Raw genomic sequence first — 23,743 nt, 5'->3', positions numbered from 1 at the left:
TCATGATACAAGAAAACCAACAGGCCATTTATATTATTGGCGATTCAACTGCTGCAGAAAAGACAGCCGATAAACGACCTGAAACAGGATGGGGCGAGTATATTGCCGATTATTTAGAGGGCTCTTATGAAATCCATAACCATGCTGTGAATGGTCGTTCCACGCTGTCGTTTTTAGCAGAAGGCTTATTTGATGCAGTTGAAAATCAGTTGAAGGCTGGGGATTACCTGATTATCCAATTTGGCCACAATGATCAGAAGAAAGAGGATCCGAGCCGATATGCAGATCCTTACGGTAGTTATCAAGACCATATTCGCCATTATGTTGACCGTGCACGTCAAAAAGGTGCGACGCCGATTATTCTATCATCTATTACACGTCGGGATTTTATAGACGGTCAGGTTAATGCTGATATATTGGGCGAGTATCCAAGGTCAGCAATGGGATTGGCTAGCGAACTCGAGTTAGCTCATGCGGATATCTTTAAAAAAACACAAGCCTATATTAGCCAACTTGGTGAGGACGAGTCAAAATCACTCTACCTTCATTTAGAAGCTGGCGCTCACCCCAACTATCCAGACGGAATCAGTGATAATACGCATCTGAATGTAAACGGTGCCAAAAAGATTGCTGAACTTATCGCGGAAGAACTAAATTTAATTTTATAAGGAGGAATGTTAGAACAATGACAGCAGTAGACTTACAACTGGGTATTCGTGCCCACGATTTAGGCCAACTTCCGATCGAAGAATTAACGGATAAGATGATTGATTATGGCTTTCATCATGCCCACTTCGCAATTAAAAAATCCTTTCCCCATAGTGTGCCATCGGTTCAACAGATGACGCCTGGGACAGCTAACCATATTCATCAGCATTTTGCTAAGAAGGGAATTAAATTATCAATACTGGGAAGTTATGTGAATTTATCATCGTTAGATTTGGCTGTTCGAAAACAAGCGATCGCTGATTTTAAGAGTCATATCTATTTGGCTCATGAATTTGGTGCCGCTATGGTGGCAACCGAAACGGGTTCAGTTGGAAACGGCTATACAACTGATAACTTTACAGAAGAAGCCTATCAGATTGCCTTAGAATCAGTTAGAGAAATTGTTAAAGAAGCTGAACAATTTGGCGTAACGGTAGCGATTGAGGCAGGAATCAACCATCCGATTCATACAGCTGCCTTATTAAGACGACTGGTGGATGAATTAAATTCGCCTAATATTAAAGTGATTTTAGATTGTGCTAATTTAATGGCTGTTGATAATTACGAGCGCCAAGAAGACGTTATTAGTGAAGCACTTAGACTATTAGATAAACACATTATTGCCCTTCATATTAAAGATTTCATTGTTGAAGATGGAAAAATTAAAATCGTGCCAGTTGGGCATGGGTGGATGAATTACGAGGCTATTTTACGTTATGCTAAGTATCAAAAACCACATATTTTTACTTCGCTAGAATCGACAACGGAACCTTATTTAACTGATAGTATTGCTCTTATTCAGGGCATCTACAACAAACTATAAAAAAGTCACCTGCTGGGGAGCAGGTGACTTTTTTCATGGGGTAAACAGATTAACCTTTAACCGATCCAACCATAGCACCTTTTACATTGATGATACAAGGTATTGAAGGCGTTCACTACGAAGTTAGCAGTGAAGGCGTTTATGAACGTTTGGATGATACATTATGGCAACAAGAAGTTCAACCATTCTCAAGCTCTCGTCCATCAGAAACTGTTACAGTCTTTAAGTCTAGTTCAGAGTTAACAAACCTTGCTAATGAATTAATTTCAGAAAATGCTGATTACGCTATTACAAACCCAGCGCAATCATTGGATTCCGAAACATATACAGCAGAGTGGAGCACACTTAGCGAAGGAATCGAAGATGCCTTCTACAAATATATGATGGGTAACATTGAAATGGCTGACTTTGAGGCAGCAATTGAAACATTCCTAAACACAGGTGGCCAAGCAGTTATTGATGAGTTTACAGCTAGCTACGCTGAAAACAACTAAATAACTAACATCTAATGTGGCTTCCTTTCCAATCATTGGAAGGGAAGCTCTTTTATTAATTTACAATCGGAGGGTATATTGATGCTATCAACAAAAATAATGACGACACTATTGGAACGCTATCCTATTTTAGCTGAAAGTCATAACTACAACGGTAAATGGTCTTATGATTACGGGGTTGTTTTACGAGGTGTTTTAGCAGCCTTGAAGGACGATGAACGTCCAGAATATATCGCTTATGTAGCCGATAATATGAACTACTTTATTGAAGAAGATGGCACTATTGCACGCTATAATTATGATGCGATGAACATCGACCACATTAATAATGGTAAAATTCTATTTTTCTTATATGAGCAAACCAATGAAGAAAAATATAAAATTGCCTTAGATCGCTTATTTGACCAGTTGGCTCATATGCCACGTACGTCTGAGGGAGGCTTCTGGCATAAGCAAATTTACCCTTATCAAATGTGGCTAGATGGTTTGTATATGGGAGCGCCATTCTATGCAGAATAGCTTGTTCGCTTTAAAGACGGCGAAGGATTAGACGATGTCGTAAAGCAATTTGAACTCTGCTACCGCTATACATTAGATAAGAAAACGGGCTTGCTCTACCATGCCTGGGATGAGAAAAGAGAACAAGAGTGGGCTGACCCACAAACAGGTCTTTCTCAGAACTTCTGGGGCCGTTCGATTGGTTGGTATATGATGGCTCTAGTAGATGTCATTGAATTATTAGCTGAAAGTTATGAAAAACGCCACATTCTGATTGATCAATATCGTAAGTTATTACAAGCACTTAAAGCCGTTCAAGACCCAGAAGCTAAAGTATGGTATCAATTATTAGATAAGGGACAAGAAAGGGGCAATTATTTAGAATCATCTGCATCTAGCATGATTGTTTACGCCGCAGCAAAAGGCTACGATATGGGGCTTCTTGATGATAGTTGGTTGGTATTTATTCAAGAAAGTTTCCAAGGCTTGCTTGACCATATGACAACTGAAGACGAGGCAGGCTTGCATGTTCATGGTATTTGTATCGGAACGTCAGCTGGCTCATATGACTATTATGTGGGTCGCCCAACATCAGAAGATGATTTACACGGTGTAGGAGCGTTCTTACTAGCAGCAATGGCTGTATATGAATACTTAGAAGACTAAAAATAAGTCAGGATGCGCGCATCCTGACTTATTTTTTTAGCTTTAATTAGCTGATGAATTAGCAGCTTCTGCCATGACACAATCAATAATTAGAATAACACCTAATGCTAGCAAGGCATTTTCTTCATCAACATCCAATTCATAGGAATCGCCCCATGTAAGCCATTCTTTACTAATTGAGGCAACAGCATGATTGCCCTCGTAAATGCTATAGTCATGTTCAAAAATATGACCCTCTACTTCCCAATTCGGACCATCGATGGTATAGCGCGGTTTGAAGAAGGTCAGTTCTTTTTTAACAACGGCTACTTCTTCACCGCCCATCAAGAGCGAATAATTTGGCAACCAATTCCAAATGTTTTGCTTAATGAATAGGACTTCATGGCCATTAGTGTCAGTGACCGATAACTTTTTACCCCAAGATAACAATTCACCCTCAACAAAATAAACATCCCGTCCGTGCTCATCTTTAATGGTAAAGCGGTCGCGCCATGAAAAAACCTTTTGTTTCATATAAAATTTCATCTTTGTTCCTCCTTTTAAGCTAAAATCGCATGTAAATCCTGTAAATGGACAATCTCATAGGTAGGCTGGATTGAGGCAGGATATGGTTTTCTTTGTGGATTAAACCAACACGAATCAATCCCTGCTAACAGTCCGCCTTTAATATCGGAGGTCAAGGAATCGCCAATAATTAATGTTTCCTCCGTCTTAAAATCGGGAATCCTAGCAAATACATAATCAAAATATTCCGGCATGGGCTTTTGATAGCCTGTATCTTCGGATACAAAGACCCCTTTAAAATAAGGCAGTAAACCTGAATCAGTTAAGCGGTGGTACTGGGTTTTTGAAACGCCATTGGTGACGGCGTATAGTTTGTGGCTTTGCTTTAATTGGTCTAAGAGAGCGATACTTCCTTCAATGAGAAAGTGTCCCTTCTCTAGGTTAGCTCGGAAACGACGATCCATGTCGCTGCCATCAACGGTCAGCTGGTGAAGGGAAAAAAAGTCTTCGAATCGTTTGCCCAATAGGCGATCACGAGCAATTAAACCCTGCTCAAATTGTTCCCATAAGCCTTGGTTGATATGAGAGTAAGTCGCGATTGTTTCTTCAGTCGGATCAATGGCCATCTCTTCTAATAGACTAGAGATAGCAAAGTGTTCGGCTGCTTTAAAATCTAATAAGGTATCATCAATATCAAAAAGTAATGTCGTATAAGTCATTGGCGGCTCCTTTAAATGAAGTGTTTTTTCTATTTTACCACTAAATACCTTATTTATTATGGTATTATGCTAGTAATAATAAACGGGATGGTGGGGAAGCAAATGACATCAAAAAAATGGCTAAACGGCTTTGCTATTTTATTATTTATAGTTGGGCTAGCATTTTTAATGCGGGGCTATTTCGAAGATTTTTTAATTAAACGAGTAACAAATGACAATCAGTTTAATCAGATTAGTGTAGAAACCATTCGAGAAAATGAAATGATCGAAGGAGAATTTGAATTTGATCAAACAGCCAATCTAACTTGGGAGCATATTTTAAATGGTTATCAAAATAGGGAAGACTTGCCAGTTATTGGTGGGTTAAGCATCCCGTCGATTGCGTTACAGTTACCTATTTTAAAGGGACTAGCAGAAAGTAACTTAGTTGCAGGTGCAGGAACGATGGCAGCTGATCAACGTATGGGACAAGGCAACTATTCTTTGGCTGGTCATAATTATGCCCGTAATCAAATCTTGTTTAGTGATATTCCTTATATGACAATTGGCGATACCATTTATATAACCGATATGGAAACCATTTATGTGTATGAATTGAATTGGCTAGAAATGGTAACACCTGACCGAGTAGATTTGGTGGAAGAGGTACCCGGTCGTAAAATGATTACGCTGATTACCTGCAGCCTAGATTTGACCATGCGATGGGTCGGACAAGGTGATTTAGTTGAGACGGTTGCTGTGGCTGATGCATCGGCGGAGCTATTAGCTGCATTAAACTTAATTGAAGAATAAGAAATGGACAGCGGAGAGATTCCGCTGTCCGTTTTGTATATTGTTAATCATCTTACCCCATGGCAGGCGGGATAAAAATCGGTAAATCAGGTGGTGAGTAGGTAAAGACAATGGACATTACGAGATAAGCAAAGACGATCATGAATAAAATCGCCAAGCTAATTGGTTTTGGCTTTTTCATAGACTAGGGGATTATAAGTTCAGCCATCACTGTCTAGCTCCCAAGGCGGACTTGTCCGCTTTTCTTATAAGTGATACTTAAAAATAAGGAAAGAAGCAATGGATAGACATTAGCGGTGACGGAATAAGAGTTGGTAGAGTCCAATGGCGAAGCTAGCTCCGACTGTATCGATTACGACATCTTTGACAGCTGGTCCTCGACCGGGTACAAAGGATTGGTGCCACTCATCACTAATTGCATAGACAATAGCAATTAAAATCGCTATTAACCAAGCTTTTTTACCGTGGATGCCACTCGCTTTAAGGGCATTTATATTTAAAAATCCAAGGACAAAGTAAACGGCGAAATGTGCGCCTTTGCGAATCACCCAATGGATGATGTCGAGATTAGGCTGACCGTTTGGGAAAAGGGTCTGCCAAAAATGGAGAATAGTCTGTAACAGTGAGCCACTTAATTCACCTGACTGGTCACCAGGTTGGGCGGAAAATAAGAAGATAACAGCCATCCAAGCAAGCACTAAACCCCAACTGATCCATTTTTTTATTTGCATTTGCAGACCTCCTTATAAATATGCTAAGACTGATTATATCATGTTATAATAAAAGCAAAACTCAAAGAAAGGAAAAAGTGCATAAAAATGACCATTTTAGCAGAAGCAAGCCAATTAGAAGACGTGACCAGGTTTATTAAAGAAAATCGTTTTGCACTTGTTTATGTCAAGCGACAGGATTGTGGCGTTTGTCATGCAGTTTTGCCTCAATTGCAAAGGTTGTTGCAGACTTTTCCTGAGATTAAGTTGTTAACTGTGGATGCTGACCGACTGCCGGCAGTAGCTGGACAGTACAGTGTTTTTACGGTTCCAGCGATATTAGGATTTATTGACGGCAAGGAGCAACTGCGGAAAGCCAGATTTGTTGTGATGGCAGACTTAGAAGCGACATTCGAACAGTGGTTAGCCTATTATTAAATAAGTAGTGGAGGATTTATGGTAGAAAAATTTTTATTAGCAAGAACCTATAAGAAAAAAGGTAGCGCCGCAATTCCTTTGGAGGCTGTGGACGTTCTAACCTACATCCCTCAATTGGAAGCGACATTCAAGCGCAATGCTGAATTTTTAATTGTCAGTAAAGAAGCGGAAATGGCTTTCGATGAGGCTTGGCCGGAATATGCGCCGACAGAGGTTGTCGATAATGCAGCAAGCTTTGAAAAAGTAGTAGAAGAAAAAACAAAACGAGAAAAGAAATAATGAAAAAGGCATCAGAACAACAAAATGTTCTGATGCCTTTTTGATTTGAGGAACTTCAGGGCGAAAAAAGCAGCTGAAGTTCCTCGAAGTAATGATAGTCTATTAAGCGGTTCTTTGATCGCGGTCGTATAAGAAGACGCACAGAATCATAATCGTTAATGCGACACCAATGGCTGCCATTCCGTAGAAAATACCGAATTGATCAGACAAGGCACCTGTGATAGTAGGCATCACGATGGAACCAATTCCGCCGAGCACCAACAAAATCTCCATTGCCATCGGGTACTCTTTAATAAAGCCACCAGTAGCAGCGATTGTTGTTGGATAAATCCCCGCCATTGATAGACCAAGTCCAAGAATGGCAAAGGTAATCATAACTTGATTGCGTGAAGCAAGTAAGACGATAAAGAAGAAGGTTGTTGCAAATGCTAAAACATAAAGGACATGGATGCGTTTAAAGCGTTCACCAATTGCTGAAACAATTAAACGACCCACCAATACACCAATCCATAACAATGAAGCTAAGAATTGAGAGTAAGCAATAGTTAAAATACCACTATCGACAAAGTATTTAACTAACCAACCATTGATTGTTGATTCACCACATAAATAGAAGAATAGTAAACCAGCTAACAACCAGAATGTTTTTTTCTTCATAAATTCATAGGAGACAACTTTTTTCTTTTTCTCTGCACTAGCTTCCGTTAGCTTCATACGAGAGAAGAAAATGAGTGAAAGGGCGGTTAAGACGATGATAACCACGCCAGCTAGGCGCCAACCATTTTCACCGATTAAACGAACCGATCCAATCACTAAGTATGGCGCCAGTAAAGCACCGATAGCAAAAATAGAGTGTAAGAAGCTTAAGGCAGCAGAGCTGCTATTTGAAATTTCATTAACCACTGAGTTGTTGAAATTTGAAATACTACCACGACTTAAACCGGTAAAGAAGAATGATACTAATAGTAAAAATGGATTACCGGTAGTAATCATCAATAAGAAACCAGCAGTAACAAAGCTACTCATCAAAATAACTGCTTTTTTACGGCCAAGGTAAATCGGTAAAACGCCGGCGAAAAAACTAGCTAATAAGTTACCGACATAGTGAGAAGATAATAATGAGCCGCTCACAGTATCGCTTAAGTTGTAGGCTTAACTGATATAAGGAAGCAAAAATCCCATAATCATTCCGTACAAACCATTAACAGCAAAGACATAGTAACAACATTTAATTATGTATTTTTCATCCACATTTAAACGTGAATAAAATGATTTATTTTTCAAAAAATCGCGCTCCTCTACTGAATAAGAAATAACGTTTCTTTATAAGAAATTATCTCTTCTATTATAAGCTATAACAGCTCTTTCTTCAAGAAGATAAACAATCTTATTCATCTAAATGAGCAGTCTCATTCCAAGACTCAAGAATAAAGCGATCACCTTGTCGCTTCAAACGTGAAATACTGGTATTTGCCATTGGTGTTTGCGAGCGAATATCTTTCAAATCGTAGCCCACTAAACTCAAAATGGTTGCGGTGAGTGTAATCGAGTGGCCTACAAATAAGAGGTTGGCATCCGAATAACGGTCGGCATAATCTGTCACTGCCTTTGTTCCTCGTTTAATTAAGTCAGGGTAGCTTTCGCCGCCAAAGGAACGGGGATCGTAGAGATGGGGCTGGTTGCGCAAGTGATAGAATGTTTCGGGCCATTGTTTGGCAACGGTGGGAATGTGGAGTCCTTCCCATTCACCATAACCAAATTCTTTCAGAAGCGGTTCAATCTCAAATGGGAGTTCAGTTTGAAATTGACTGTTAATCAAGAGCGCTGTATTTTTGGCTCGTAATTGTGGACTGCTAATCAATCTGTCAATGGGTTCGTTGCGCAGATAAAGGCCTGTTTTAACAGCATCTTCTCGGCTTTTTTCTAGTAGCGGTGAGTCGATGTCGCCACCTTGAACGTGGTCTTTAGCGTTTAATTCAGTTTGTCCATGCCGGACGAAATAAAGAGTTTGCATAATAGGCTCCTTGAAAAAATATTTTAAATAAAATCTTTTTATGAAATATAAGGGCTTTTAATTGAAAAAAAATTTCAAAGCACTTATACTAAAAACAGTGTGAAGCGTTTTCAAATAGGAGGGGTTTTATGTACGGTTTTTCTGTATTTTTAAATGAAGCAATCACTGATAAAACCATGGCTTATGTCAATCAGATGCATGAAAATGGCTTTAAAGGTATCTTCACATCAATTCATATCCCTGAAGATGATCATAGCAAATATTTAGGACGTTTACAAAAACTAGGGCAGCTAGCCAAAGAAAAACAGCTTGAATTAGTTGTTGATGCATCGGGCTCAGCTTTAAACCATCTGAATGTTGGTTTTGGTAATCTGAGCTCATTAATTGAAATGGGCATAACAGCGATCAGGATTGATTATGGGATAAGCAATCAAGATGTAGCAACGATCAGCAGACAAATGGGTGTTGCTTTGAATGCGAGTACCATTTCAAATCGCGATATTGAAGAATTAACTCATTACGGGGCGGATTTTTCAAAAATGGAAGCTTGGCATAATTATTATCCGCGTCCAGAAACAGGACTAGGTAAAAAAGACTTCTGCCAGCAAAATGACTGGTTGAAAAAAGCTGGTTTTAAAGTTATGGCATTTGTTGCAGGAGATGAAAAACTAAGAGGACCCCTTTATGAGGGGTTACCGACTCTAGAACGACACCGCTATCAACATCCTTTGACGTCAGCTTTAGAGTTAGAGAAAGATTGCCTTGTTGATAAAATATATATTGGTGATCCTACGATAAAAGAAGCGACTATCCAGCAATTTTCGAGCTATTTACTTCACGATACGATTTCATTTCATGCGGTTTCTTTAGGTGATAATGAAGATATAGCCCGAACTGGCGGTCAGCATACGAATCGCATGGACGCTGCTAGAGATGTGATTCGTAGCCAAGAAGGTCGCTTAAGAAATGCTAATCAGACAATTGCAAAAGGGACCATTATGAAACGTTCGACGGGTTCAATTACTATTGATAATGACGGTTATGGCCGTTACAGAGGCGAAGTGCAAATAACTAAGCGCAATTTACCAGAAGATGATCGCGTTAATGTGGTGGGTCGAATTGCTGAAGATGAACTCTTCTTATTAGACTATTGTGGGCCAGGTCAGCGGTTTGAAATTGTTTGGGAGGAATAGAGATGAACTTAGATAAATTAACAACAGAAACGAGAAATCCAGAAACATTACAGCTTGATCAAATGAGCGTGGCGGATGTTTTGAAGCATGGGATTATTAACCATCTTTATTATTATGCCAGTAGCCGGTGTTATTTCATCCAGTTTAGTTGGTAGCATTACCTGGATATTGAATGTTGGTGGTGCCTTTGCTGGTTTTGTATTAGGAGCATTGTTCTTGCCAATGGTTATGTTTGGACTTCACCAAATCTTAACGCCGATTCATATTGAAATGATTGCTTCATCAGGAAAAACACTTTTACTTCCTATTTTAGCGATGGCAGGAGCTGGTCAAGTTGGTGCTGCGATTGCATTATGGATTAGATGCCGTAAGAATAAACAACTAACTAACATGATTAAAGGTTCTCTTCCGGTTGGTATTTTAGGAATTGGTGAACCCTTAATTTATGCAGTTAGCTTGCCATTAGGTCGCCCATTCATCACTGCTTGTATTGGAGGTGGTATCGGTGGGGCTATGTGTTAGGTTTATTGGCTGCTTATAGTGGTGGCTTCGTAGTGACTTATTTCTTCGGTGTTCCGAAAGAAGCAATGGAGCCAACTGAACTTGATGGCTCAACAACTAATGTTGATGATTTACTATCAAATCTATAAGATAGAGTGAGACTGGCTGATAAGTCAGTCTCACTCTATCTCAATCAAGAGAGGAGTATTCTCGTGCCACAACAGCATCTGCTTTTAATGATTAAAGACAAGTTACCCCAGTTACCAGAATCAGAACGAAAAATTGCTGATGTCATTCTGGCAAATCCGTTAGAGGTTATTCAGATGAATGCTACACAATTAGCAGATGCAGCTGATTCTAGTGCAGCAGCGGTGATTCGATTATGTCGATCCATTAATGTAAAAGGCTTTACCGAGCTGAAAATTCAATTATCAGCTCAAACACCTTTTTTGCAAGAAGACGTGCATACGGATATTTCAGCTAATGAGAGCCTCGGCCAAATTAAAAAGAAACTACTGGCAAATACAACCTATGTTTTGGAAAACACGAATGCCACCCTTGATGATAAAATAGTCGAAGCTGTTGCTGATCAGCTAGTGGATTGTCCCATTATCTATGTCCATGGACTAGGAGCTTCATATATTGTCGCTGTCGACATTAAGCAAAAATTCACACGGTTAGGCAAACAAGTATTTTGCTCGCAAGACCAACATGAATTGGCTGCTTCTATGGCGATTGCGGCTCAAGGGTCCGTTTATATAGGAATTTCTAATAGCGGTGAAAAGCAAGAAGGGCTTGTTTTGATGACTTTAGCTAATCAACTCGGATTAACGACTGTTTCTCTCACACAAGACACTGAAAATCGATTGAGTGAACTAGCTCGTTTTTCGTTAAAGACAACGAAAGTTATGGAACCACCACTTAGAAGTGGAGCGACCATCTCTTTACTTAGCCAACTCTATGCCGTTTCCATTGTATTTTATAGTTTTATGACAAAAAGCTACGATGACAACTTAAAAAGCTTAGAACGAACGTTAAGAGCGACAACAGAATTAGAGAATATTTTGAAGGATAAAACATAAAAATGCTGAGTCGCAAGCCGACTCAGCATTTTCTTTATTTTGTATAGTTATCAAAGTAACCTTGGATGAAAACGATTGGTGTTCCTTTGTCGCCACTTCCTGAAGTTAAATCAGACAATGAACCAATAAGGTCTGTTAATTGACGAGGTGTTGTTCCTTGTGATTCCATTGAACCAACGAGGTCTTCGTCTTTATTCTTAATAAATTCAGAAATAGCTTGTTTCAATTCTTCACCTTGTAAGTCAGCAAAGTTATTATCCGCAAGGTATTTTAATTTAATTTCATTAGGAATACCATCTAAACCTGGTGTATATGCAGGTGATACAACGGGATCAGCAAGCTCCCAGATTTTCCCGACTGGATCTTTAAACGCACCATCACCATAAACCATAACTTCAATGCTTTTACCTGTTTTTTCTTTCAGTAAAGCGTGAATTTTGTCTACAACTGGTTGAGAGTTACGTGGAAACAGTTTAACAGTATCTTCAGTTGCTTTGTTTGAGCCTAGTAAACCATAGGTATCATTGAAGCCGCCGCCATCAATTGATTCAGAAAGGATGTTATCCAAGCTATAAACTTTTTCAGCACCGTTTTCTTTCAAAATCTTCTTAGTACGGAAACGACTATGGATGTCACAAGTCAAGACACTCTTTGTGTAGTCTAAAATTGATTTTGCATTGTTTGAGAAGATAACTTCACATTCGCTGCCACTTTCTTCTACAATCGATTTGTAGTATTCGATGTAGTCCACACCTGTAAATTTATGTTTTTCATAACCAAAGTGCTCACGGAATTCAGCTTCTGATAAAACGTCTGTCCATGGGTTCACACCTTTTTCGTCTAATGAGTCTAAGCTCACTAAATGGTTACCCACTTCATCTGATGGGTAGCTTAGCATAATAATGACTTTTTTAGCGCCTTGTGCAATACCACGTAAACAAATTGAGAAACGGTTACGGCTTAGAATTGGGAAAATAACACCAATTGTGTCATCACCAAATTTTGCTTTAACATCTGTTGCAATTTGATCGACAGTTGCATAGTTACCTTGAGCACGAGCGACAATTGATTCTGTGATTGAAACGATATCTCTGTCTCTAAATGTGAATCCTTCCACTTCAGACGCGTTCAATACTGTGTCGACAACAATCTCTTCGATATTATCGCCACTATGGATGATAGGGCTGCGAAGGCCTCTAACGACAGTTCCAACTACTCTTTCCACTACAATCTCTCCTTAAATTATCGAGTCATACCTTAATTCTACTATATATATAAAAGAATGCATCAACAAAAATATCCTATTAAACATAGGTACTGAATAATTATATGCTTATTGAATGATATTTACAATAATAGCGGCCGATAAAATGCGATTGTCTTGTTGAAAATGTCGACTAGGTGGTGTAAAAAGCAGCCACTCGACAGATTTTAGGCTAAAAGTGCTGAGCAAGTCCCAAAAAAAATCTTCATTCGACACTTTAATCGGATTTTATGTCGAATGAGAGGCTAACCAATCGTCTACTCGACAGTTCATGTCTATTTCAAAGCAAAAAAAGACATCAGGAAGAAAAATTCCTCATGTCTTTTTGTTAAATATGACTGTTTTCAATTTCAGGTTGATCATTTTCTTCAAGAGAAGCCATAACTGCTGTTAAACGTGTACGGAAGACTTGCATAATCGGTCCCATGAAGAAGGCTGCGATAATCGTTGTAATCCCAACCGTTGCACCGAAGAAAAAGCCAATTGCAATACATAAAATATCAGACAGAACACGAGCAGTTTGGAATGAAATGCGACCATTTGATTTATCTTCAATAATAATAGGAAGAGCATCATAAGGCGCAACGCCTTGCTCAGCTACGATGTAAACCACCGCACCAAAGGCTAGAACTATAATCCCAAAGGCTGATACGAGTAATCTTAACCAGAATGAACTGATGTCACCAATGTAAGTATCGATAAGATAGACAGTAAAGTCGGACACATAACCCACTAATACAATATTAAAGGCAGTTCCGATTCCAATTAAATGACGTGCCGTAAAGAATACTAAAATTAAACCAATAGCATTTGAAAAAATCATGTAAGTTCCAAATTGAATATTAAAAAAACCACTTAAACCAAGATTGAATGTTGAAAATGAATCAGTACCTAGGTCTGCAATACGCATTAAACCAACCGCCAAGCCAATAATGATAACACCTGCTAAAGAAAAAAGAATTCTTCTTAACTTATTTGCGTTCATTTTATACCTCATTTAAAATTATTAGGGGTAGACTTGTTTTCCCTCGTTATATTATAAAGATTAATGAGTTGAAGTCAACATTATACACTTTTCCTCATGGAATATTCATGATTAACCATTGAAAAGTGGATTCATTATGAAATAATGAACAAACAGGTTGTTTAAAGTGAAATGAAGTGAGAAAAGGCTTCGATTTTTGCAAGCGAATACAACAAAAACGGTGCAAAAATAATACACAATGAGGCAAAGATAGTTAATGAAAACACCTCCATTTTACCATATACTTATCAACGTAATTTATTGGAAGTGCTTCCCTTTAATCGTGAAAAATTTCTCATAAATACAGCTTAATTTCCCTTTATAACAAAGTTTTCAAGCGTAACTTTTTAATTTCAATTGCAACAGGTATCTTACTAAGTTTATTTTTGATAGTAAATAATGTTAGATAATATAAGATGGAGGTTTTGTAAGTGAGTTCTACTGCAATGCAACAAAAAAATAATCAGTATCATACAGCCAAATGGTGGCAAATCGTTTTGTTCTCTTTGAACAATGCCTCAACTAACCTATATTTGTTTGCTTTTGGTTTTGTTACGTATTACTCAACAGGGATTGTTGGGTTAGCCGCTTTATTCATTAGTCAGTTAATGGGTTATATTCGTATCTTTGATGGTGTTATTGACCCAGCTATCGGTGTGTTTATTGATAAAACAGATACACGTTTTGGTAAATACCGTCCGTTAATGTTCATTGGTAATTTTATTACAATCGTATCCTTTGTTATTCTATTTTCGACACACTTAGCACCAAGCACAGCACGACTACCAATCTTAATTGCAGCTTTGCTTGTTCATAAGATTGGTTATTCATTACAAGCATCATGTACCAAAGCAGGGCAGTCTGTTTTAACAAGTGATCCAAAACAACGACCAATGTTCAATATCTCAGATGGTATTTTCATGATTTTTGTTTTTACTGGTGGTCAAATGTTTGTATCAAACGACCTATTACCTCAGTTTAACAATGAATTCTCGCTTGGATTTTTCCAACAATTCGTGACGATGGTTATAATCGTGTCACTTGTTCTCTGTATTTTAGCTTGTATCGGGATTGCATCTAAAGACCGTACTGAATATTTCGGAATTGGTGAAAATGCAAAAGAAACATCATTAAAGGATTACGCACAAATTATTAAAGGTAATCGCCCATTGCAAATGTTATCAATGGCAGCCGCTTTCGTTAAATTCTGTGTACAGCTAATGGCCGACCAAGTTGCGATGATTATCTTGTTTGGTGTATTACTTGGAAACTTTGCTTTATCTGGTCAAATCGCTGGTTTAGTGATTATCCCTGACTTATTGATTACATTCGGTGCAACTGCATTGGCACCGCACGGTTTTTTTGTTTTGACTAATCCTCTTTATTTCTTTAAGATAAGATTGATAAAGTGAGAGATAAGAGGGTGAAGCAATGGGAAACGGAGAGAATCTGTATAGCATTATATCCTTGGAGGATTCATCGGAAAAAGTAATGTCTTCGGCGTACATTGAAAAGGCATGGGAACGGGATAATCTCCTCATCCGGGCCATTCAAACGGGAAATAAAGATTTATTGACTGTGGCAAGGAGTATCATTACGAAGGAAGAAGACCAAATGTATAACTATGGAAATCCCGTTATTGTATCGGATATGCTAAGAACCCGTAAAAATGGCATGATTATTCGTAATACTATGAGCCGTGTAGCTGCTGGATTAGGTGGAGTGCCACCGCTATATATTCATTTAATTGCTGAAAAGTACGGTCGTTTAATTGAAAATGCCAATTCGATTGATTATTTAATTAATACCGTTTCCGTGGAGATGTTTGATGAGTATTGCGACTTAGTGGCGAATTTTTCGGCTGCCCATTATTCAGCTATTGTTAAGGAAGTTGCGGTTTATATAACGAACCATTTACAGGAGGAGATGTCGGTTTCGATTTTAGCGGAAACCTTCCACATTAATGCGTCTCATCTATCCCGTAAATTCAAAAAAGAAACCGGTTATACCATCAGTGAATACGTCAATCGGCAAAAAATTGACGCATCCAAGCTCCTCTTCTCTAGAGGGCACAAGTCGGTGATGGATGTAGCGGCTTCTTTAGGCTTTAATAGCAGTTCCTATTTTAGTAAGACTTTTAAAAAAATCACGGGTGAATCACCGGCTGATTATATTCAAAAAATGGCCCGTACTCATATAGAGGACTAATTTAAAATAAATCAATTTGCTGCGGACCCAATTCTTCAAAGGCCAATCCTAGTAACTTTTTTAAGCTTTTGCCATTAGCAGCCGCGTGTCCACCAGAATTGTTATTGAAAATGACCGTCACTTCTTTAGAAGCTTCTTCTAAGGCAAGGGCGGTTTTTTTAATGCCAGCTAACTCGTCGTCGCTGTAATGATAGAGTGTGCGAATTGACCGCCATTCGTCAGGATTAACATTCTCGCCTAACCAGCCTTCATAGTTATGGCCGTGAAGTCTTAAAAGCGTTAAATCTGGATGTGTTGCAACTGGTGTAAAAGGCACGGAGTTATGCGGTGTTTGCGGTTGGTCAACAACCACATGAATAAAGGTCATCTCCTTTAGAAAGTTAAGAGTGCCGGCTTTAAAGCCTTCGCTGTACCAACTGTTATGGCGAAACTCTACAGCAATCGGCCAGTCATCCATTAGCTGACGAACCGTCCTTAAATAACTAACATGCTCGCGATTGCAAATAAAGTTAGGTGGGAATTGGAATAAAATCGCCTTGATTTTTCCTACAGCCCTCATGGGTTCAAAGGTTATTTTATATGTCTCAAACAAGTGCGCTAACGAATCGTAATGCTGGTGCCAATCTTCGTGCATGGTCATAGCTCGGTAAGCTTTTGGAATAAACTGGAAGGCATCCGGTGTTTTTTCAATCCAGCTATTAACATTGCGGGCTGGAGGGATGGCATAAAAACTACTATCTAGCTCCACAACGGGGAAGTTGTTGGAATAATCTTCTAGTTTTCGTTTAGGGTTGGGACAAATTAAGTCATGGTCAGACCAACCTGTTAAACCAATTGTAATCACAACGACCAGCCACCTCTCATAGTAGATACGTTTATATTAAATAAAGGCGGAAGAATTTGCAATTTTACTGATTCTGATTGAATATTGCCCACCTATCGCTTATTCTTATTTTAAGAAAAAAGGAGGAATGACAATGCCATTTGTAAATATTCAACTAAAAGAAGGACGTACACCTGCACAAAAGAAAGAAGTTGCAGAAGCGATTATTGATTTAATGGATCAATTAGACTTTGCCAAAGCAGAAAGTATCCGTGTTATTTTTGAGGATATGGCGGAAGAAGATTTCTACCAAGGACAAGCAAAATAAAGAAGAGTGGGAAAAAAGGCGTTTAGCCCCGAATCTTCTAACGCATACCATATCCGTAAGCAGCTAAAGCTACAACGGCTATGGCAACTGGAACGAATAAGCACAGAATGGTCGTAGACCATCCGAGCATTGAAAGATGCACTGTGGGCTTTTAGCCCAAGTGTATCATCATTGTAAGTTTCTAAAGCAACAACAATGATGACAAAGTGACGTCGGGGCTGCCTTTTTGAGCACGTTTACGTAACAATTATTCTTATGTATTTTAGGGACTGATGTTACTTTCCAGACCCTTTTGTCTGAATTCGGTCTTTGTAAATGGATTTTGATTTTCAAAAACCGAAAAAACGAGAAAAACGGTTGTTGCAAACGAAATTTGATTTTCAACAACCACTTATAGCTAAAAAACGGTCTTTGAAAACTAAAAATAGCTTTCAAAGACCGTTTTTCTATTTTTCCAATTCAAATTGGTAAGTTGTTGTAGATACAAATGTTTCGCCCGGACGTAATACCGTATTCCCAAAGTTATCGTGGTTGATAGCATCAGGGAATCCTTGTGTTTCAAGTGTTAGACCGGCATAGGCTTGAACCGCTTTGCCATTCACTTCAACATCAGCAGGGCCATTATGCATAAAGATAACGACAGATGGTTGGTCGGTTGTCATCACAATACGGCGGCCATTTTCTTTATGGAAAATAACAGCATCGGGTCCTTCTGAATCGTGGTTCAACACAAATGGATGGTCTAGCCCTTTAACTGCTGTTGTTTGTGGGTGATCAGACTCTATTGCTTGCGCTAAAGGCGCTGCATTTCTAAAGTCAAAAGGAGTCCCATCGACGGTAGGTAATTGGCCAGTTGGAATTGTATTTTCATTTAATTCGATATAGTGATCAGCCTTGATAAAGAGTGAGTGGTCCAAAATCGTTTGTCCAAGGTCTCCGTGCAAGTTAAAGTAAACATGGTTCGTTGGGTTAAATAAGGTTGGCTCGTCCGTTGTTGCCTTGTAACTAACCATCCACTCGTTGTCTTCTGTTAGGGTGTAAGCCACTTCAACCGTTAATGTGCCGGGAAAATCATTAGCCCCAGCTGGGTCAACGTAAGAAAAAATAATCGCTGCGCGGTCGTCAGTTTGTTCCGTGCGATAGTTCCATAAAACCGCGTCTAGACCTTTAGGCCCGCCGTGTAAATGGTTGCCACTTGTATTAACAGGTAGGGTGTAGTCCTTGCCATCTAGGGTAAATTTACCCTTAGCAATCCGTCCCGCAATTCGCCCAACCGTTGCACCGTAAAAAGGACGGTGGTTAACGTAGTCGTCTAAGTTGTCTAAACCAATGACGATATTGTCGAATTGTCCGTTTTTATCAGGAACAGTCCAGTCAATAATATGTGCTCCATAAGGGATGGCTGTGATGGACACGCCTTGGCTGTTTGTTAAGGTAATTGCATTAACGTCTTGATTGTTAAAAACGCCAAATAATTTCTCTTCAATCTTCATTCAAATTCCTGCCTTTCGCTTCACATGATGAATCTATTGTAACAGTTCTCATGGCCAATGGAATAATGAAATGTGGAAAATGGCGAGAATGTTTTTGATGAGAATGATATAATAGATGTATATGCCCAAATGGGAGTGGAATAATGAAAAATAGTTATACAACAACACTAAATACAAGACCTTTCCTTTATCAAGAAACACGACAAGTTGTGGAGTTATTGATAAAAGGAATGACTAAGGAGGAGGTTTTAACAACCGTTTTAGAGGATAATTTATTTTTATTAAAAAGCGAAGATCGAATTAAAACATTTGCGAACGAAATACTAAAACGTGTGTCACAACTTGATCCATTTTTACAACAAGCTTTTCTTGAAAGTGATAGTCAAACAGCTAAAGCGATTTTACTGTATGCGATTTTGAAAAAAGATCGACTATTCTATGAATGGATGAGAGAAGTCATTCGTGATAAGTTTTTAGTGTTAGATCCAATACTAACTAAAAAAGAGACTATTTTATTTCTCGATCGTAAAGGTGAGCAATCTGAGAAAGTTTACAATTGGACAGATGCTACAAAAAGTCGATTGTCTAATGCGTATCATCAAGCAATTGAAGACGCTGGACTGTTACAGAGAAGCAATAACGAGGAGCGACTTCATCACTTGATGATTGCACCGAATGTTCTGACTTATTTAAAAGCAGAGAAGGAACAGCACATAATAGACGTTTTATTAGGAGAATAGGCATGCGACAAATTACAAAACGTTTGGATGAACTACGTGAAAAAATTGAAGTCCCAGGCTTTTTCGACAATAAAGGGTTGGGAAATGAAGTCGGATTTTATATATTTGACTATGATCCAACCGACGAATTAGTTGTACGAGAGGCAATCCCGCAAATGAAAGATTATCTTGAGCGGACTCAATCACGATACAAAATCCAACTATTCGATATGTACGATATTATCCTTTCTTTTTTTGAGAAGAGAGGGTACATGGAAAAGAATTTCCAAATGGAGGAGAAAAAAGGCAGTTTAGATTGGTATGAAAAAATGCAGAAGGCATTAAAGATAGCAACGAATAATGATTACATTGTTTCTTATATCTGTGAGCATCTCGAAGAGGATGCCGTTATTTTTATCACAGGTATTGGTAAAGCATACCCAATCATACGATCTCACGTCATTTTAAATAATTTACAGGCAGTTATTGAGAATAATCCACTTATTCTTTTCTTTCCAGGTGAATATGATGATGGGAAGTTAAAATTATTCGGAAAATTTGAAGATGACCATTATTATAGAGCATTTAAAATAATTGAAAAATAACTTGACCTAGGAGGTTTCATATGTTAACACACACACACACACACACACACACACACACACACACACACACACACACACACCTTGCTGTAGATAGCTATGTACCAATTAAATACAACAACCAGAGGGGCATGAAAGAATTCATGGCTCTATTTGGCGTACACGCAAATAGCCAAAAACCTTCTTTTTTAGGAGGTGAGAACCATGCAAATTGAACGTCTATTTAAAAAAGATATTAACCGCGAGATCCAAGGTGTTGTTAAAATTGGACCGGCAGATGCTGAGCAAATCCAAAATGAATTGGAAGAATATGTTGTCACTTCAGAGTTACAGAAACATTTTAAGAGCTTTTTTAAAGCTTATCATCATGCTCTTGAAACAGAAACAGACCGAGTTGGTGTCTGGATCTCTGGATTCTTCGGATCGGGTAAATCACATTTTCTAAAAATTTTGTCTTATTTATTGAATTCAAATCTAGAAGTTAATGGACAAAAGGCAGCCGATTTCTTTGCTGATAAACTGGATAAAGAAACATTTGATCTCATTACAGAAGTTGCTCAAGTTCCAAGTGATGTTATTTTATTTAATATCGATTCAAAGGCGGACGTCGGTAGTAAGCAAAATAAGCTAACCCTCGTTCAAGTTTTTAATAAAGTATTTAATGAAATGAGAGGCTATTCTGCTAGTATTCCATGGTTAGCACAACTTGAAGAAACATTAGATAAGAATAATCAATATGACGCTTTTAAGGCCTATTTTGAAGAAGAAACGGGGTTGTCGTGGATAGAAGGCCGTGATGAAATTTTCTTTAACATGGATGAAGCAATTGTGGCGCTATCGAAAGCAACGTCTATGACGGAAGAAAGTGCCAGAAGTTGGATTGAAAACGGCGAAGACAATTACAGTATTTCAGTAGATAGTTTTAGTAATCGCCTAAAAAGTTTTATTGATCAAAAACCAGATAATTACCAACTTGTCTTTGCGGTAGACGAAGTGGGGCAGTTTGTATCGGATAATCTGTCTTCAATGTTAAATTTACAAACCATTGTTGAAGATTTAGGAAAACAACTGAAAGGTAGAGTCTGGGTGATTGTGACTGCTCAGCAAGAGATTAAGGGATTAGCAGATGCAATGTCTGAATTAGACTATTCTAAGATCCAGGGACGTTTTAATACGCGTCTAAGCCTAAGTAGTGCCAATGCGGATGAAGTTATTAAAATTCGTCTATTAGATAAAACAGAAGCAGCAGAAGATACGTTGGTGTTGACCTATGATCAGCAAGAGGCCGCTCTCAAAAACAAGTTAGAATTTGAAGAAACAGCGACCATGAAATTTTACCAAGATAGGCAAGAGTTTGCCGCTGTTTATCCTTTTATTCCGTATCAGTTTAATTTATTGCAGAAAGTCTTTACTAGTATTCGCGAACACGGAAGCTCAAGAAAACACTTTTCTGATGGGGAGCGTAACTTACTAGAATCTGTTCAACAAGCAACACGTTTTCTACAAAATGAAACGATTGGTCAGCTCGTTCCGTTCTCGTTATTCTATGAAAGTATTGATGGTGCGTTAGAGCATTCTGTTCGCTCAACCATTTTAAAAGCAGAACAAAATGACAGCTTAACAGACTTTGATATTTCGGTCTTAAAATTGCTCTTTTTAATCCGTTATGTAGATGAGATGCCTGGGACGATTAAGAACCTAACCACATTACTAATTAATCAAATTGATGAAGATACATTAGAACTAGGAAAAAAAGTTAGTGACTCACTCCTTCGGTTACAAAAGGAATTCTTAATTCAACGAATCGGAAATGAATACTTTTTCCTAACGAATGAAGAGCAAGATGTTAACCGAGAGATTGAGCGTGTTCAATTACCAACGTCTGAACTCGTTTTGGAAGCAGGCCGGATGATTTATGATGACATTTTAAGTATGAAGCGATTTATTTATCAGCCTTTCCCAGAACGTAAAGACATTCAGTATCTTTTCGATTTTTCACAGTGGATTGATGACCGTGCTATTCGTAATGGGCATATTGATATGGGGTTAAAAGTGCTATCGCTTTATTCTGGTTATACGGAAGATACAGAAGTTCGCGCAGTTTCTGCTCGAGAAGAAAAAGTCATTTTACAATTGCCAGAAGAAGAGCAGTTTGACGAATTACGTCAGTATTTAAAAATTAACCGCTACTTAAGGGAGCAGACATCAAAGAGCAAGTCGCCTGTTGTAGAGGAAATTCATTTAAGAAAAGCAAATGAACGAAATCAGTTACAATCATTAATTAAGTTAAAACTTCAGACGGCATTAGAACATGCAATCATTTATATTAATGGGTATGACTTAGAGGCAAATGGAACATCTCAGAAACGTATCGAAACAGGACTACATGCATTGATTGGCTCGTTATACCATAAAATCAATTATATGAAACACTCATTTACAAAAGATGAAGTCGAAGAACTTATTCAGACACAAGAACTAGATCTCTTAGACTTGAAATATAGCGATGAGAATCAATTAGCAACAAAAGAAATCAAAGACTATTTATTAATGAAGAATGACTTGAATGTGTCGATTTCTGTTCGTGAGCTAATGGAACGCTTTGGTTCTGCTCCGTATGGTTGGAAAGAACTGGATATTATTGCCAGTTTAATCGGTTTGATAAAGGAAGAGGATATACAAGCCAGCTTAAACAGCCGTCGCTTTAACCTCAACGAATCAGATTTTTTAAAAACCTTTATGAAAAAAGATATTCAAGAAAAGATGATTTTATCCATTCGTGTAAAAGTATCTGAAGATTTGATTCAATCAGCTGAACGTATCATGAGTGATATTTTTGGAATGAACCATATTCGTGCTAAAGAAGAGGATATGCATAAAGAAATTGTTGAGCGCTTTAGTCGTGAACAGCGAGATCTTAACTATATTCATAGCCAATACCAATACAATTCTTTCCCAGATGAACAATTAGTCAAAGAGGTATTACAGAAGGTAGACCGATTAGTTTCTATAACAGATTCACATGAGTTTTTCCGTGAACTAGCCCGAATGGAAAACGAATTAATGGATGATTTTGATGAACTGGCCCAAGTAAAGGAATTTTTTGATACACCTAAAATGAAAGAACATTACCGTAATGCACAGGAAAAACGGAAGTTATACGATCAGGATAAAAACTATTTAAATAATCCAGAGATTGATCATATTATGACCACAATCCAGGATATTTTAAAAATGGCAAGACCTTATCATCGAATCAAAGAATTACCTGATTTAATCGAACGCTTCAATTATGAAGTCGATAGTCACTTACAAGGCATCTCACAACCGATTTTAGATGCTTTAAATCAAGATAAGCAAGATATTGTAAAAGAGATAGACGACTGGTTGGAGTTTGCGCAAATCAAACGAATTCAAGAATCCTTCCGCTTTAAAATGGAGGATCTCGAAAAGAAAATTTTACACGCTAACTTAGTAAGCCGCCTATTATCTTATAAAGGCGAAAGTAATGAGATTAAAGTGACGACACTACGTCAAATTGAAACCACTAAAAGAGAAATCTATGACGAACAAGAACGCCGTAGAAAGAGAGCCGAAGCTGCTCGTCAGAAAGTAGAAGATGTTGTTCGTGAAAAAGATAAACCAATGGTAGAAACGCCAGAAGGGCCGCAAATTCCTGCAGTAAAAGAAAAACCAAAGAAAGTGATGGTTATTTCTAAAGAAACCATTTTACCTAGTCAGCTAGTAGAAATTCAATCAGAGGCAGATATCGAAAACTACTTAGGAACATTACGAGCAGAGTTGCAACGGCTCTTATCATCTGAAAATGTTGATGCGCTCAAATTATCTTAGGAGGTGTCT

The 23,743-nt window shown here is 38.2% G+C and carries 24 protein-coding genes and 2 pseudogenes; 17 read left to right on the top strand and 9 right to left on the bottom strand.

Going from position 1 to position 23,743, the window contains the following annotated elements; all coding sequences use genetic code 11:
• Positions 1-2 precede the first annotated feature (2 nt).
• The 4 genes and pseudogenes from BW721_RS07320 to BW721_RS07305 all read left to right on the top strand — a co-directional run bounded on the left by BW721_RS07320 (position 3) and on the right by BW721_RS07305 (position 3,189).
• Entirely contained in the window at positions 3-668 is a 666-nt protein-coding gene (locus BW721_RS07320; protein WP_076767508.1) for a rhamnogalacturonan acetylesterase, read from the top strand.
• Between the two features lie 17 nt (positions 669-685).
• Entirely contained in the window at positions 686-1,531 is an 846-nt protein-coding gene (locus BW721_RS07315) for a sugar phosphate isomerase/epimerase family protein (protein WP_076767507.1), read from the top strand.
• 89 nt (positions 1,532-1,620) lie between these two features.
• Positions 1,621-2,025: a hypothetical protein gene (locus tag BW721_RS07310; RefSeq protein WP_232222906.1), complete on the top strand. Its 405-nt coding sequence runs from the start codon at positions 1,621-1,623 to the stop codon at positions 2,023-2,025.
• 81 nt (positions 2,026-2,106) lie between these two features.
• Positions 2,107-3,189 (top strand): annotated as a pseudogene (locus tag BW721_RS07305) (glycoside hydrolase family 88/105 protein).
• A gap of 42 nt (positions 3,190-3,231) precedes the next feature.
• Here BW721_RS07305 and BW721_RS07300 read toward each other — a convergent pair.
• Both BW721_RS07300 and BW721_RS07295 read right to left on the bottom strand, forming a co-directional pair.
• Positions 3,232-3,714 (bottom strand): LURP-one-related/scramblase family protein, encoded by a 483-nt coding sequence (locus tag BW721_RS07300; RefSeq protein ID WP_076767505.1) that lies wholly within the window; start codon positions 3,712-3,714, stop codon positions 3,232-3,234.
• A gap of 14 nt (positions 3,715-3,728) precedes the next feature.
• A complete protein-coding gene (locus BW721_RS07295; RefSeq protein WP_076767504.1) occupies positions 3,729-4,412 on the bottom strand; it encodes a YjjG family noncanonical pyrimidine nucleotidase in 684 nt (227 codons plus the stop codon).
• 102 nt (positions 4,413-4,514) lie between these two features.
• On the opposite strand from BW721_RS07295, the gene BW721_RS07290 reads away from it, so the two are divergent.
• Positions 4,515-5,204 carry a class A sortase gene (locus tag BW721_RS07290; protein WP_166162209.1) on the top strand — a complete coding sequence of 230 codons (690 nt, stop codon included), beginning with the start codon at positions 4,515-4,517 and terminating at the stop codon, positions 5,202-5,204.
• Between the two features lie 290 nt (positions 5,205-5,494).
• Here the strand turns inward: BW721_RS07290 and BW721_RS07285 are convergent, their stop codons facing one another.
• Positions 5,495-5,935: a VanZ family protein gene (locus BW721_RS07285; protein WP_076767502.1), complete on the bottom strand. Its 441-nt coding sequence runs from the start codon at positions 5,933-5,935 to the stop codon at positions 5,495-5,497.
• An 87-nt stretch (positions 5,936-6,022) separates the two neighbouring features.
• Between BW721_RS07285 and BW721_RS07280 the strand changes: the two genes are divergently transcribed.
• Together BW721_RS07280 and BW721_RS07275 are read left to right on the top strand one after the other, a co-directional pair.
• Entirely contained in the window at positions 6,023-6,352 is a 330-nt protein-coding gene (locus tag BW721_RS07280) for a thioredoxin family protein (protein ID WP_076767500.1), read from the top strand.
• A gap of 18 nt (positions 6,353-6,370) precedes the next feature.
• Complete coding sequence (locus BW721_RS07275) at positions 6,371-6,631, top strand: DUF6718 family protein (RefSeq protein WP_076767498.1); 261 nt, start codon at positions 6,371-6,373, stop codon at positions 6,629-6,631.
• Between the two features lie 102 nt (positions 6,632-6,733).
• Here BW721_RS07275 and BW721_RS07270 read toward each other — a convergent pair whose 3' ends face one another.
• Both BW721_RS07270 and BW721_RS07265 read right to left on the bottom strand, forming a co-directional pair.
• Positions 6,734-7,762 carry an MFS transporter gene (locus BW721_RS07270; RefSeq protein ID WP_076767496.1) on the bottom strand — a complete coding sequence of 343 codons (1,029 nt, stop codon included), beginning with the start codon at positions 7,760-7,762 and terminating at the stop codon, positions 6,734-6,736.
• Between the two features lie 256 nt (positions 7,763-8,018).
• Complete coding sequence (locus BW721_RS07265) at positions 8,019-8,645, bottom strand: histidine phosphatase family protein (RefSeq protein ID WP_076767494.1); 627 nt, start codon at positions 8,643-8,645, stop codon at positions 8,019-8,021.
• 128 nt (positions 8,646-8,773) lie between these two features.
• Between BW721_RS07265 and BW721_RS07260 the strand changes: the two genes are divergently transcribed.
• The 4 genes and pseudogenes from BW721_RS07260 (at position 8,774) to BW721_RS07250 (ending at position 11,421) form a co-directional block, all read left to right on the top strand.
• The gene (locus tag BW721_RS07260) at positions 8,774-9,838 is read left to right on the top strand and encodes a DUF871 domain-containing protein (RefSeq protein ID WP_076767492.1); all 1,065 of its coding nucleotides are present in this window, start codon (positions 8,774-8,776) and stop codon (positions 9,836-9,838) included.
• Between the two features lie 2 nt (positions 9,839-9,840).
• On the top strand, positions 9,841-9,993 hold the full coding sequence (locus BW721_RS12250; RefSeq protein WP_198031331.1) for a hypothetical protein: 153 nt from the start codon (positions 9,841-9,843) through the stop codon (positions 9,991-9,993).
• A pseudogene (locus BW721_RS07255) lies at positions 9,923-10,488 on the top strand (PTS transporter subunit EIIC); the annotation flags it as partial. The gene BW721_RS12250 and the pseudogene BW721_RS07255, both read left to right, overlap by 71 nt.
• 63 nt (positions 10,489-10,551) lie before the next feature.
• The gene (locus BW721_RS07250; RefSeq protein WP_232222905.1) at positions 10,552-11,421 is read left to right on the top strand and encodes a MurR/RpiR family transcriptional regulator; all 870 of its coding nucleotides are present in this window, start codon (positions 10,552-10,554) and stop codon (positions 11,419-11,421) included.
• Positions 11,422-11,455: 34 nt separating this feature from the next.
• On the opposite strand, the gene BW721_RS07245 is transcribed toward BW721_RS07250, so the two are convergent.
• On the bottom strand, positions 11,456-12,646 hold the full coding sequence (locus BW721_RS07245; RefSeq protein WP_076767488.1) for a coenzyme F420-0:L-glutamate ligase: 1,191 nt from the start codon (positions 12,644-12,646) through the stop codon (positions 11,456-11,458).
• Positions 12,647-13,013: 367 nt separating this feature from the next.
• Positions 13,014-13,670, bottom strand: coding sequence for a YczE/YyaS/YitT family protein (locus tag BW721_RS07240; RefSeq protein WP_076767487.1), 657 nt, complete (start codon positions 13,668-13,670; stop codon positions 13,014-13,016).
• Between the two features lie 470 nt (positions 13,671-14,140).
• Here BW721_RS07240 and BW721_RS07235 point away from each other — a divergent pair, with 470 nt between their 5' ends.
• Entirely contained in the window at positions 14,141-15,121 is a 981-nt protein-coding gene (locus BW721_RS07235) for an MFS transporter (RefSeq protein ID WP_232222904.1), read from the top strand.
• Positions 15,122-15,140: 19 nt separating this feature from the next.
• Positions 15,141-15,917, top strand: coding sequence for a helix-turn-helix domain-containing protein (locus tag BW721_RS07230; protein ID WP_076767485.1), 777 nt, complete (start codon positions 15,141-15,143; stop codon positions 15,915-15,917).
• 1 nt (position 15,918) lies between these two features.
• Here BW721_RS07230 and BW721_RS07225 read toward each other — a convergent pair whose 3' ends face one another.
• The gene (locus BW721_RS07225) at positions 15,919-16,761 is read right to left on the bottom strand and encodes a DUF72 domain-containing protein (RefSeq protein WP_076767483.1); all 843 of its coding nucleotides are present in this window, start codon (positions 16,759-16,761) and stop codon (positions 15,919-15,921) included.
• A 133-nt stretch (positions 16,762-16,894) separates the two neighbouring features.
• On the opposite strand from BW721_RS07225, the gene BW721_RS07220 reads away from it, so the two are divergent.
• Positions 16,895-17,068, top strand: coding sequence for a tautomerase family protein (locus BW721_RS07220; protein ID WP_076767481.1), 174 nt, complete (start codon positions 16,895-16,897; stop codon positions 17,066-17,068).
• Positions 17,069-17,514: 446 nt separating this feature from the next.
• On the opposite strand, the gene BW721_RS07215 is transcribed toward BW721_RS07220, so the two are convergent.
• Positions 17,515-18,561 carry an aldose epimerase family protein gene (locus BW721_RS07215; protein WP_076767479.1) on the bottom strand — a complete coding sequence of 349 codons (1,047 nt, stop codon included), beginning with the start codon at positions 18,559-18,561 and terminating at the stop codon, positions 17,515-17,517.
• 143 nt (positions 18,562-18,704) lie between these two features.
• On the opposite strand from BW721_RS07215, the gene BW721_RS07210 reads away from it, so the two are divergent.
• From BW721_RS07210 to brxC, 3 genes are all read left to right on the top strand, one after another.
• A complete protein-coding gene (locus BW721_RS07210) occupies positions 18,705-19,301 on the top strand; it encodes a DUF1819 family protein (RefSeq protein WP_076767477.1) in 597 nt (198 codons plus the stop codon).
• Between the two features lie 2 nt (positions 19,302-19,303).
• Entirely contained in the window at positions 19,304-19,885 is a 582-nt protein-coding gene (locus tag BW721_RS07205) for a DUF1788 domain-containing protein (protein WP_076767475.1), read from the top strand.
• 201 nt (positions 19,886-20,086) lie between these two features.
• The gene (brxC, locus tag BW721_RS07195; protein ID WP_076767471.1) at positions 20,087-23,734 is read left to right on the top strand and encodes a BREX system P-loop protein BrxC; all 3,648 of its coding nucleotides are present in this window, start codon (positions 20,087-20,089) and stop codon (positions 23,732-23,734) included.
• Positions 23,735-23,743 lie beyond the last annotated feature (9 nt).

Source organism: Jeotgalibaca sp. PTS2502, from assembly GCF_001975685.1.
Taxonomy (GTDB): Bacteria; Bacillota; Bacilli; order Lactobacillales; family Aerococcaceae; genus Jeotgalibaca; species Jeotgalibaca arthritidis.
Note: the sequence above shows the minus strand (reverse complement) of the source record. Positions and strands in the feature narration are given on the sequence as shown.